15 protein-coding genes are annotated in these 11,219 nt (G+C 71.5%); 3 read left to right on the forward strand and 12 right to left on the reverse strand.

Translation table 11 applies throughout. From position 1 onward, the window contains the following. Positions 1-118: 118 nt before the first annotated feature. From StrepF001_RS42675 to StrepF001_RS42715, 9 genes are all read right to left on the reverse strand, one after another. On the reverse strand, positions 119-478 hold the full coding sequence (locus StrepF001_RS42675) for an MmcQ/YjbR family DNA-binding protein (protein WP_165396564.1): 360 nt from the start codon (positions 476-478) through the stop codon (positions 119-121). 30 nt (positions 479-508) lie between these two features. Next, positions 509-1,042 (reverse strand): GNAT family N-acetyltransferase, encoded by a 534-nt coding sequence (locus tag StrepF001_RS42680; RefSeq protein WP_240797969.1) that lies wholly within the window; start codon positions 1,040-1,042, stop codon positions 509-511. Beyond that, positions 1,039-1,647 (reverse strand): XRE family transcriptional regulator, encoded by a 609-nt coding sequence (locus tag StrepF001_RS42685; protein ID WP_129803464.1) that lies wholly within the window; start codon positions 1,645-1,647, stop codon positions 1,039-1,041. Before StrepF001_RS42685 ends, StrepF001_RS42680 begins: the two co-directional genes overlap by 4 nt. Before the next feature lie 46 nt (positions 1,648-1,693). Further along, positions 1,694-2,596 carry a LysR family transcriptional regulator gene (locus StrepF001_RS42690; RefSeq protein WP_129803465.1) on the reverse strand — a complete coding sequence of 301 codons (903 nt, stop codon included), beginning with the start codon at positions 2,594-2,596 and terminating at the stop codon, positions 1,694-1,696. A gap of 52 nt (positions 2,597-2,648) precedes the next feature. Further along, positions 2,649-3,842: a glycine C-acetyltransferase gene (locus StrepF001_RS42695; protein WP_129803466.1), complete on the reverse strand. Its 1,194-nt coding sequence runs from the start codon at positions 3,840-3,842 to the stop codon at positions 2,649-2,651. Between the two features lie 27 nt (positions 3,843-3,869). Beyond that, positions 3,870-4,898, reverse strand: a complete 1,029-nt coding sequence (tdh, locus tag StrepF001_RS42700) for an L-threonine 3-dehydrogenase (protein ID WP_129803467.1) — start codon at positions 4,896-4,898, stop codon at positions 3,870-3,872. 217 nt (positions 4,899-5,115) lie between these two features. Continuing rightward, positions 5,116-5,487 (reverse strand): nuclear transport factor 2 family protein, encoded by a 372-nt coding sequence (locus StrepF001_RS42705; protein ID WP_129803468.1) that lies wholly within the window; start codon positions 5,485-5,487, stop codon positions 5,116-5,118. 33 nt (positions 5,488-5,520) lie between these two features. Next, positions 5,521-6,234: an SDR family oxidoreductase gene (locus StrepF001_RS42710; protein WP_129803469.1), complete on the reverse strand. Its 714-nt coding sequence runs from the start codon at positions 6,232-6,234 to the stop codon at positions 5,521-5,523. A gap of 138 nt (positions 6,235-6,372) precedes the next feature. Beyond that, on the reverse strand, positions 6,373-7,302 hold the full coding sequence (locus tag StrepF001_RS42715; RefSeq protein WP_129803470.1) for a LysR family transcriptional regulator: 930 nt from the start codon (positions 7,300-7,302) through the stop codon (positions 6,373-6,375). 115 nt (positions 7,303-7,417) lie between these two features. Here StrepF001_RS42715 and StrepF001_RS42720 point away from each other — a divergent pair, with 115 nt between their 5' ends. From StrepF001_RS42720 to StrepF001_RS42730, 3 genes are read left to right on the forward strand one after another with little or no spacing between them, the layout of a single operon-like run. Beyond that, on the forward strand, positions 7,418-7,720 hold the full coding sequence (locus tag StrepF001_RS42720) for a muconolactone Delta-isomerase family protein (protein ID WP_129803471.1): 303 nt from the start codon (positions 7,418-7,420) through the stop codon (positions 7,718-7,720). 56 nt (positions 7,721-7,776) lie between these two features. Continuing rightward, positions 7,777-8,943 carry a YbfB/YjiJ family MFS transporter gene (locus StrepF001_RS42725; protein ID WP_129803475.1) on the forward strand — a complete coding sequence of 389 codons (1,167 nt, stop codon included), beginning with the start codon at positions 7,777-7,779 and terminating at the stop codon, positions 8,941-8,943. 13 nt (positions 8,944-8,956) lie between these two features. Further along, positions 8,957-9,562, forward strand: a complete 606-nt coding sequence (locus StrepF001_RS42730; RefSeq protein WP_129803472.1) for a GPP34 family phosphoprotein — start codon at positions 8,957-8,959, stop codon at positions 9,560-9,562. 56 nt (positions 9,563-9,618) lie between these two features. On the opposite strand, the gene StrepF001_RS42735 is transcribed toward StrepF001_RS42730, so the two are convergent. The 3 genes from StrepF001_RS42735 to StrepF001_RS42745 form a co-directional block, all read right to left on the reverse strand. Continuing rightward, positions 9,619-10,218 (reverse strand): TetR/AcrR family transcriptional regulator, encoded by a 600-nt coding sequence (locus StrepF001_RS42735; RefSeq protein WP_129803473.1) that lies wholly within the window; start codon positions 10,216-10,218, stop codon positions 9,619-9,621. A 59-nt stretch (positions 10,219-10,277) separates the two neighbouring features. Next, the gene (locus StrepF001_RS42740; RefSeq protein WP_129803474.1) at positions 10,278-10,847 is read right to left on the reverse strand and encodes a GAF domain-containing protein; all 570 of its coding nucleotides are present in this window, start codon (positions 10,845-10,847) and stop codon (positions 10,278-10,280) included. A gap of 62 nt (positions 10,848-10,909) precedes the next feature. Further along, a partial coding sequence (locus tag StrepF001_RS42745; protein WP_206307136.1) for an ATP/GTP-binding protein occupies positions 10,910-11,219 on the reverse strand: 310 nt, incomplete at its 5' end.

An 11,219-nucleotide genomic window follows, 5' to 3' on the forward strand; every position in this document is an offset into this window, starting at 1 on the left:
CTCCCCGGCCGACCCGGCACGAACCCCTCCCGCGCCTGTGGTGGCCGAGGCCCCCTCCGCCCCGGCTCCCACGCCCTCCGGATCATGCCATGGGGCACTGACAACGCCGGAGGATTCTTCAGTCGGCGGCAGGCAGACCCAACTCGGGGTAGGCGTCGAGCAGTCGGGGCGGGGCCGCCTGGCGCCAGGAGTCGGCGAGGATGTCCCGCAGTTCGCCCTCGCCCTCCAGCGCCGCCAGCCGCGCCCGCACCCAGGCGAACTGCGCCTCATGGTCGGCGATCCAGAACTTCTCCGGCTCGGCCAGGACCAGTTCGTCGCGCTCCTCCTTGGGGCAGCGCACGGCGATGGAGGTCTCGTCCTCCGGCAGCGTGGCGAACATCTTCCCCGCGACCCGGAACGTGGGCATGCTCCAGGCGATCTTCTCCGTCGTGTCCGGCAGGGACAGGGCGATACGGCGTACGTCTTCGGCATCCGGCATGGAACGCACCGTAGCGGCTCCCACTGACAGTCACCTGGGGAGAGCACCGGCTCCCACGTGCTTGTAGTAGAGGCTCGTCGGCCGCAGCTCTCCGGCGGGGCTCGCCGCGTAGTCGGGGATGACGCCGGCCCGGGTCCAGCCCGCGCCGCGGTACAGGTTCTCGGCGGGGCTGTCGGTCTCGGTGTCCAGGTGCAGCAGGGTGGCACCGGCCGCGGCGGCGGCTTCCTCGGCGATGGTCAGGAGCCGACGGCCCAGACCCTGACCGCGGGCGTCGCGGTGCACCATCAGCTTCACGAGCTCGGCGCGGTGGCGACTGTTCGGCTTGTCGGGAAAGGACAGGCTGACCGTGCCGACCACCCGGTCCCCGTCGCGCGCCACCCACACCGCGAGCTGCCCCGCGGTCACGGCGGCGGCGCGCTCCTTCCACCAGGCGGTGGCATCGGCGGCGTCCATCGGCGCAAGGAATCCGACCGACGCACCGCCGGCCACCGTGTCGGTCAGGAGGTCCGCCAACTCCCCTGCAGACGCGAGAACTTGGTGGTCGTCCAGGCGAGCCACGATCACGGCCGCACCACCGCCAGCAGATACCGCACGTCCTCCCGGCCGGTGCACCGGAACCGCGTCGGCCCCCATACGCGAAGCCGCAGGCAGTCACCGGCTTCCAGGCGATGCTCGACGTCCTGCACTGTCATGGCGAGAGCTCCCTCCAGCACCCAGATGTGCTGCTCGAGGCCGGGCACGGGCGGCCGGTCGTACGCGATGTCGGCGCCCGCGGCGAGCCGTCCCTCGACGAGTTCGCCACGCAGGCCGGCGTGCGGCGGCGACACGGAGCGTCGCACGAATCCGGAGGCCCGGTCCTGCCACACCTGCTGGTCGGTCGCCCGCACCAGCAGGGCGGGCTCCGGCTCGACCTCGCTGAGCAGCTGGGACATGGTCCGCCCGTACACGGCGCAGAGCCGGTTCAGCACCGCGGCGGTGAGGCTGATCTCCGCCCGCTCGGCGCGGGACAGGGTCGACCGGCTCACGCCGCTGCGCTCGGCCAACTCCCCCAGGGACCAGCCGCGTTCGGTCCTCAGCTCGGCAAGCCGGGAGCCGAGCCGGACATCGACGTCGTCCGGACTGCGGGAACCGTCCCCGCCTTCGGCCTCGACAGCAGTCGTTCGTTTCATATTCGGGATTCTATCCCGAATATGAAACGCACGGCGTGAAGATCACCTAATCCTCTGCCGCCGCCTCCAGCGCCTCCAGCACCGGACGGATCAGCGGATGCTCCTCCGCGCCGCGTCGTACCGCCGCGAAGACCCGGCGGGTCGGTGCGTCGCCGTCCACGGGGCGGACGACGACACCGGTGAGATCCATGCCTCGCAGCGCCGAACGCGGTACGAGGGCGACGCCCGCGTCGGCGGAGGCGAGCGCCACGACCGCCCGGAAGTCGTCCGAGGAGTGCTCCGGACGGGGCTGGAAGCCGGCGCTCTCGCAGGCCAGGACCACCACGTCGTGGCAGGGATTTCCGGGGTACGGGCCGATCCACCGGTCCTTGGCGAGCTCCGCGAGCGGCACCTCCGCGGCGTCCGCCAGCCGGTGGCTGACCGGTACGACCGCGTCGAAGGGCTCCGCGTACAGCGGGACGTGGGCCAGGCGGGGGTCGTCGGCGGCCGGGGCCCCGCGGTACTCGACGGCGACCGCGACGTCCACCTGCCGGTCCAGGACCATCGGCAGGCTGGCGTCCCCCTCGGCGTCCCGGACCCGGATCCGGATGCCGGGGGCGGTGCGCGCGAGGTGGGCCACGGCGGGCGCGACCACCAGGGCGATGCCGGTCGCGAAGGAGGCGACCGTGACCGTGCCGGCCGCGCCCGAGCTGTAGGCGGCCAGCTCGGCCTCCGCGCGCTCCAGCTGGGCGAGGACGGCGTTGGTGTGGCTGAGCAGGATCTCGCCGGCCGGGGTCAGTCGTACGCCCTTCGCGCTCCGCTCGACGAGCCGGTGGCCCGTCTCCTGCTCGAGTGCCGTCAGCTGCTGGGACACGGCGGAGGGCGTCAGGTACAGCGCGGCGGCAGCCGCCGTCACCGTGCGGTGGTCGGCCACCGCTCGGAGGATGTGCAGCCGCCGCGCTTCGATCACGGGATCGATTCTCTCAGACGCGCTATGCCGCCGAACGACCCGTTCGTCCCCCTCAGGCGTCCAGCTCCGCCCGCGCCGCGACGAACGCGTCGACCGCGCGGTTGACGTCGTCGGTGGAGTGCGCGGCGGACAGCTGGACGCGGATACGCGCCTGGCCCTGCGGTACGACCGGGTACGAGAAGCCGATCACGTACACGCCCCGCTCCAGCAGCAGCTCCGCCATCCGGCCCGCCTCGGCCGCGTCGCCGATCATCACGGGTGCGATGGCGTGGTCGCCGGGGAGGACGTCGAAGCCCTCCTCGGTCATCCGGCGGCGGAACAGGGCGGTGTTCTCGGCGAGCCGCTCGCGCAGGTCGCCCGCCGACTCCAGCAGGTCGAGCACCTTCAGGGAGGCGGCGGCGATCACCGGCGCGAGCGTGTTGGAGAACAGGTACGGCCGGGAGCGCTGGCGCAGCAGGGCGACGATCTCGGAGCGGGCGGCGACGTAGCCGCCGGAGGCGCCGCCGAGCGCCTTGCCGAGGGTGCCGGTGATGATGTCGACGCGGTCCATCACCCCGTGCAGCTCGGGCGTGCCCCGGCCGCCGGGGCCGACGAAGCCGACGGCGTGCGAGTCGTCGACCATGACCATCGCGTCGTAGCGGTCGGCGAGATCGCAGATCTCCCTCAAGGGCGCCACGTAACCGTCCATGGAGAAGACCCCGTCGGTGACGATCAGCCGCCGCCTGGCGTCGGACGCGTCCTTCAACTGCCGTTCCAGATCGGCCAGATCACGGTTGGCGTACCGGAAGCGGCGGGCCTTCGACAGCCGGATGCCGTCGATGATCGACGCGTGGTTGAGCGCGTCGGAGATCACCGCGTCCTCCGGGCCGAGCAGCGTCTCGAAGACACCGCCGTTGGCGTCGAAGCAGGAGGAGTAGAGGATCGTGTCCTCCTGGCCGAGGAAGGCCGACAGCCGCGCCTCCAGCTCCTTGTGCACCTCCTGCGTGCCGCAGATGAAGCGCACGGAGGCCATGCCGTAGCCCCAGCGGTCGAGCGCCTCGTGGGCGGCGGCGATCACCTCGGGGTGGTCGGCGAGGCCGAGGTAGTTGTTGGCGCAGAAGTTGAGGACCTCGCCGGGGCGGCCGCCGGCGGAGACGTGCACGGTGGCCGACTGCGGGGTGTCGATGACGCGTTCGGGTTTGTGCAGTCCGGCGGCGCGGATCTCGTCGAGGGTGGCGCGCAGGTCGTCGCGCACGGAGTCGAACATCAGGGAACTCCTTGAAATACGGGTGACTTACGCAGTCCAGTCGAGGATGACCTTGCCGCCACGGCCGCTCGCCGCGTCGGCGAACGCCGCCTCGAATTCGCGGTAGCCGTAGCGGCCGGTGATCACGGGGGCGAGATCGAGGCCGCCCTCCAGGAGCACGGACATCGCGTACCAGGTCTCGAACATCTCCCGGCCGTAGATACCCTTGATGGTGATCATCGAGGTGACGATCCGGGCCCAGTCGACGGGAAACTCCTGGGCCGGCAGGCCCAGCATGGCGATCCGCCCGCCGTGCGTCATGTTGGCGATCATGTCGCGCAGGGCCTCGGGGCGGCCGGACATCTCCAGACCGATGTCGAAGCCCTCGCGCAGACCCAACTCCCGTTGTCCGTCGGCGATCGAGGAGCCGGAGACATTGAGCGCCAGGCTCACACCGATCTTCCGCGCCAGGTCCAGCCGCTCCTCGCTGACGTCGGTGATCACGACGTTCCGGGCACCCGCGTGCCGGGCAACGGCCGCGGCCATCAGGCCGATCGGCCCGGCGCCGGTGATCAGCACATCCTCACCGACCAAGGGGAAGGACAGTGCGGTGTGCACGGCGTTCCCGAACGGGTCGAAGATCGCCGCGACATCGAGGTCCACCGGGACCCGGTGCACCCACACATTGGCGGCGGGCAGGGCGACGTACTCGGCGAAGGCCCCGTCCCGGCCGACGCCGAGCCCGACCGTGGCCCGGCACAGGTGCCGTCGCCCGGCCAGGCAGTTGCGGCACTTGCCGCACACCAGATGGCCCTCGCCGCTGACCCGGTCGCCGACGGCGATGTCCGCGACGTCCCGGCCGGTCTCCACGACCTCACCGACGAACTCGTGCCCGACCACGAGCGGCGTACGGATCGCCTGCTGCGCCCAGCCGTCCCAGGACCGGATGTGCAGGTCGGTGCCGCAGATGCCGGTGCGCAGCACCTTGATCAGTACGTCGCCGGGTCCGACGGCGGGTTCCGGGACGTCCGCGAGCCACAGCCCGGGCTCCGCCTTCTCCTTGACCAGCGCCTTCAACGCTACGGCTCCTGTGGGTGAGACCCCGGGCCACGGGCATGCCAAAGGAGCCCGCGTCCGGGGAGAGGAGTGGAATCACCAGGCAATCTGCCGTACGACGCCGTCCCCGGTCCATCGAGGATTTCTTAAGCGGCGCCTCAGCTCTGCTTCACGCCCTCTGCCCGGCCACGGAACGGGCGGCCCGGGAGTGCACCCGGGGCCGCTCGGGAGGACAGGCCTAGTCGAGGCGGGAGACCTGGTAATGGCTGATGTACCAATCGTCCCCTGCGCGGGTCACGAGGACCGAGAGCTTGACGTCCAGCGCAGGCCGGTCGGTGAACGAGAACTCGACGTCCAGGTAACCGAGTACGAGGTCGTCCGCGAACCGCCGGGTCTCCAGGACGTGGTAGGCGGCCCTCATCCCGATCGGCTGGGAGGCGTAGTACTCGGCGACACCGGACCGGCCGACACCGTAGGGCTGCAGCCCCTGGAAGATCGCGTCGTCGGTGAAGACGGCGGCGACCTGCTTCGGCTCATGGGCGTCGACGGCCGCTTTCCAACGGTCGAGGACGCCACCCAGGACCGTGGTGTCTTCCGTCGTGCTGTTCATGACGTCATCCTTCCTCGGTGATCCGGCGACCGCTCAGTGGCCGGCGCTCATACCGCCGTCGACGTGCAGGATCTCGCCGGTGACGAACGGAGCCGTCTCCAGGAAGAGCACCGCGTCGACGATGTCGCTCACTTCGCCCATCCGGCCGACCGGGTGCAGGGCCGCGAGGACGTCGTGGGTCTCCTCCGGGTGCATCGGGGTCTTGATGGTGCCGGGCGACACAGCGTTCACGCGGATGCCGCGGGTGGCGTACTCGATGGCGAGGGACTTGGTGGCGGACTGCAGGCCGCCCTTGGTCAGCGAGGCCAGGACGGAGGGGACCCTGGAGTCCGGGCTGTCGACCAGGCTCGTGGTGACGTTGACGATGTGGCCGCCGCCCTGGGCGAGGAGGTGCGGGATCGCCTGCTGGGTGATGTGGAAGACGCCGGACAGGTTGATGCCGGTCACGGCGGCGTAGTCCTCGGCCGTGTAGTCGGTGAACGGCTTGGCGATGAAGATGCCCGCGTTGTTGACCACGGTGTCGATACGGCCGAACCGCTCGACGGCGGCCGCGACGACGCGCTCGGCGGTGGCCGGGTCGGCGATGTCGCCCTGCACGGTCAGGACGTCGGCGTCATCGACGGGGGCGATGGTGCGCGAGGTGGCGACGACGGCGTGACCGAGCTTGCGGTAGCCCTCGACGAGGGCGGCGCCGATGCCCTGCGACGCGCCGGTGATGACCGCGACCTTCTGGTTCTGGGTGCTCATGGTGACCTTCTCCGAAGTGGGTGACCGATCACTAGCCGACCGGTCGACTATTTGACGGTAGGTCGGCGGAAAGACGACGTCAAAGGCCGGATGGGACTCGTTTCCTCCCGCTTGGGAGGCTCAGGCTCGCAGTGCAGATCAGCGCGGGAGTGCGTACGGGTCGTCGACGGGCAGCCAGGCGTCCGGGGCGTGGATCCCGAGGTCGCCGACGCCGTCGCACAAGGCGTCCACGGTGTCGAGCACCCCGGGGCGGTCCTCGTTCTCGCGCCAGACCAGGGACCAGGTCCAGTAGATCTTCGGCTCGACGATCTCGCGTCGGACCAGGTCGGGCGGGATGGGATTGGTCTGTCCCTTGGGCGAGTTGACGACCGGGCGGCGGCAACGGCGAACGTGGTCGAAGAAGGCGGGACCGGTGATGGCCCCGTCGGAGATGCGCACCTCACGAGCCCCGGTGGTCCGCGCCAGCTCTTCGGCGTACACGTTCCAGGACTGCCAGGAGGTGATGTCGTCGTCGATGAGGACGTCGGTGTCCCCGGCTCGCACATCGCCGGTGCGCAGGCCCTTGGCCACGGCGTAGAGCCGGTCGGCGCCGATCAGCCGGCCCCGCAGCCCGAGCCGCTTCAGGTCCTCGTTGCGCACCCAGCACACGGCGAGGTCCAGACTGCCGTCCGCGACCCGGGCGGCCTGGGTGTGAGAGGGCGCGACCCAGGCGTCGATGTGCACCTTGGCCACGGCGGCCGTACGCGAAGTCAGGTCCGGCGGGAGCCAGTTGACGTAGCCGAGCCGTACCGACTCCGAGCCCGCCAGCCGACCGGCCCGGCGCTTGAGGTCGTCGGCCTGCTCCAGCAGGGCGCGGGTGGGCGGGAGCAGGGCGGCACCGGCCGGGGTGAGGGAGACCGATCGGCGGTCCCGGTCGAACAGCCGGACGCCCAGGTCCCGTTCGAGCGCCTTGATCTGCTGGGAGAGCGAGGGGCCCGCGATGAGCAGCCGCTCGGCGGCCCGACCGAAGTTCAGTTCCTCGGCGACCGCGACGAAGTACCGCAGCTGACGCAGTTCCACGCGCGCCATGCTACGCGCGCTGGGAGGCTGCGCCTATCAGCAGCGAGGAAGCCGGTCGTGGCATCGATGCTGGTGACGGGCCCACGATGGGAGCACACCCGACGAGCATGACCGGAGGCAGATCATGCGAGAGTTCCTGGTCGAGATCACCACCACCGTCCCCGAGGACACCAGCCAGGAAGAGGTCGACCGGCGACGGGCCGCCGAGACGGTCCGCGCGAAGGAACTGGCCGCCACCGGCAACCTGGCCCGACTGTGGCGTCCTGTGGGCGAGTTGCGCAGCATCGGCGTGTGGCGGGCCGCCGACGAGGAGGAGCTCCACGAGAAGGTGCTCGGCACCTTGCCCCTGCGCCCGTGGATGACCTTCACCGTCACCCCGCTCGAGTCCCACCCCAACGACCCGGGCAACGCCGACGGCACGAAGTGAGCACCACGTCCCCCTGGAGCCATGTCGCCCGGTCCGCCGCGGCGCTCGCGGCGGGCATGGGCGTCGGCCGCTTCGTCTACCCCCCGATCCTGCCGCTGATGCACACCCAGGCCGGTCTGTCGGCCGCCGCCGGAGCCGACCTGGCCACCGCCAACTACGCCGGCTATCTCGTCGGGGCACTCGCGGGCATCCTGGCCCCCGCCCTGGTCCGTTCGCGCGCCGTCCTGCGCGGCTCGCTGCTCCTGCTGACCGGCACACTCGCCGCGATGCCCGCCACCCACAGCACCGCCGCGTGGGCTTCGCTGCGGCTGCTGGCCGGGGTGGCGAGTGCCCTGGTCTTCGTCGTTGCGGTCGCCTCCCTCCTCCACCACCTGCGGGAACACCCGCCGCACCTGCCCGGCTGGGCATTCGGCGGCGTGGGCGCCGGCATCGCACTGTCCGGTCTGCTGGTCCTGGTCCTGCGGTCCGTCGCCGACTGGCGGACCGCCTGGTGGGCGGCGGCCGCGCTCGCGGCGGTGCTGGTCGGCGCCTCCTGGAACCTGCGGCCGGAAGATCCGCCCGTCGCCGCGGCAGCCAGGAGCGACGCGAAGCCCCGTACCCACCGCTGGTTCGGTGCGCTGTTCGTCAGCTACACCCTGGAAGGCGTCGGCTACATCGTCGCCGGAACCTTCCTGGTCTCAGCGATCGGTCAGGGTTCTCCCGGCTGGGTCGGCAGCGGCGCCTGGGTGCTCGTGGGGCTGGCCGCCGTACCGTCCTCGGCGCTGTGGGCCCGGCTGGGGCACCGCTGGTCCCGCCCCGGTCTGCTGTCGGCCGCGCTCGTGGTCCAGGCGATCGGCATCGCCGTGCCCGCGCTGATCGGCGGTACGGCGGCGGCCCTCGTCTCCGCGGTGCTGTTCGGTGCCACGTTCCTGGGCGTCAGCACCCTCGCCCTGGCCGTGGGAGCCCATCTGCGCTTCCCCCGCTCGGTCGCTCTGCTCACCGCCGGATACTCCGTCGGCCAGATCCTCGGCCCGCTGCTCGTCGCCCCGCTGCTCCACCACGGCTACCGTCCGGCCCTCCTCCTGGCCGCCCTCGCGGTGCTCGCCGCAGCCGCGACCGCGGCCGTGCTGCGGATCGGATTCCCGCACCACATGGTCGTAGTACGACACACAATCCCCGAAAGGCGGCGAGAATCGACCGAGGGCGCCGGACCCGACGCTCTCTCCCCGCACTCGGCGAACTGACGTGGAGCCGCTCATGACCACCGCACGGGACCTCGCGATCGTCGCCCTGGACGCGGCGCCCGGCCGCCCAGTGGAGCAGGGTGATCTGTCGCTCGCCCTGGCGGGAGCCGAGGTGTTCGACCTCATCGAGGCCGAGGCCCTCGTCCTGGACGGCGACCGCATCCTGCCGGGCGCCCAGGCGCCCACAGGGGACCGCCTGTTGGACGAGGCTGCCGCGGCCCTCGTACGACAGGAGCCGTACGAGTCGGTCGAGGACTGGCTGTGGCGCCGGGGCCGGGGGCTCTCCTCCGCCTACGTCGACGACTTCGAGCGGATGGGGCTGACGGCCCGGCCTCGGAGCCACCGGCTTGCGCTGCGGACCGGGCGGACGGTACTGGTCGACTCGGCGGCCCGGCGCCAGGCCGAGGCCCGCTGGTCGGCGGGCGAACCCGTCCTGGCCGCCCTGGCTGCCGCCGCCGGGCTCCGCGACGAACCGGCCGAGGACGCGGAGGCCCTCGCCGGTGACGCGGTCACGACGGTGTTGGCCGCCGTCGGAGACGCGGTGATGGAGCTGGAGGCCGTACGCCAGCGGAAGGCGATCGAGGACGCCGCGTTCGACAACGTCTGGCGCGGCTACTAAGGCCTGTCCGGCGGATCAAGCCCGGCCGGCGTTGACAACGCTCGTGATCAATACACCTAGCGCCCGGTGGCGCCGAGCAAGGCCCGGCAGTTCTGCCAGAGAGGGCTCAGCCGCTGGGTGTTGTTGTACAGCTTGGCGAACATCACCTGGCCCTCCAGCTGGGCCACCACCGCCCGCGCCGCCTCCCGCGTGTCGGCGACGGTGACATCACCGCGCTCGCGCGCCTCGGCGACGACCGACTCGACCATGTCGACCTGGGCGTCGAAGATCTCCTGCAGCCGCCCGCGGACGGTCTCGGTCTGGTTGCTCAGCTCCAGGGTGAGGTTCCCGAACAGGCAGCCCGACACGGTGCCGCAGCCCTGCTGGACGGTGCGCTGGCCGGCCTCCGTCTCCTCGAACAGCTGCCGGAGCCGCTCCAGGGGTTCGGCGTTTGCGCCCAGGATGCGCGCCCAGTCGCGTTTCTGGGCCGCCCAGTGCTCGTCGACGACGGCGAGCGCGAGGGACTCCTTGGACTCGAAGAAGTAGTAGAAGCTGCCCTTCGGCACCCCGGCCGCCTTGCAGATCTCGGCCACGCCCAGCGCCGAGTAACCGCGCCCCTCGATCAACGAGCGCGCAGCAGCGAGAATCTTCTGCTTGGCGTCACTGGTGCGTCCCATGCATGGAGTGTACGGCGGTACTAGACCGGTCGGCTGGTACCGCAGGGCTCGGTCCTCCGTCACAGCAGCGGGAGCCCGCCGGCCTCGAGGCTCGCCACGAGCTCGGCCGCCGACGCCTTGATGGCCTCCAGGCCGGTCATCCCCCAGGGCCGCGGCGCGACGTCGGCGACGCACACGGTGCCGAGCACCATGCCCGTGGTGTCGATGAGCGGCGCTCCGAGGTAGGAGTGGATGCCGTACTCGTCGACCACGGGGTTGCCCGCGAACCGCGGATAGTCGCGGACGTCCTCCAGGGCCAGGGCCCTGCGCCGGACCACCACATGGGGACAGAAACCGTGGTCACGGGGCAGGGAGCGGCCGAGCTCGGGCCGGGTCCCGTCCTCCTTCACGACGAGTCCTACGGCGGGCGCATGCAGGCCGGCGAAGAACTGGCCGTTCTCGTCGAGGAAGTTGACCATGGCGTAGGGCGAGCCGGTGAGCGCCGCCAGATGGCCCGCGAAGGCGTCGAGGGCGGGCTCGGGGCGCTCTCCCAGGCCCAGTCCGCGCAGTCGCCGGGTCCGGGCGGGGGCCTCCTTGTCCTCGGGGGTGAGCAGCAGACGACCGGCCGGGCGCGGCGGGTCGTAGCTCATGGCCGGGTTCCGTCGCTGTGCGCGTACGTCATATGCGGCTCCGGTGGGAAGGGTCGGGGGTGTCACATGTGGGCGCCGTGGCTCGGCGCCGGGGTGGCAGGGGCGTGGGCGATGAGGTGGCGTACGAGGGTGAGCAGGGTCTGCACGCCGGAGGCGGAGATCCGGGCATCGCAGCGGACGACCGGGATGTCCGGGTCGAGGTCGATGGCGGCGCGTACCTCCTCGGGGTCGTAGCGGTGGGCCCCGTCGAACTCGTTGATGGCGACGATGAAGCCCAGGCCGCGCTCCTCGAAGAAGTCGACGGCGGCGAAGCATTCCTCCAGGCGCCGGGCGTCGGCGAGGATCACCGCGCCGAGCGCGCCCTCGCACAAC

Origin of the sequence: Streptomyces sp. F001, assembly GCF_004187715.1 — a bacterium.
Lineage (GTDB): Bacteria > Actinomycetota > Actinomycetes > Streptomycetales > Streptomycetaceae > Streptomyces > Streptomyces flavusporus.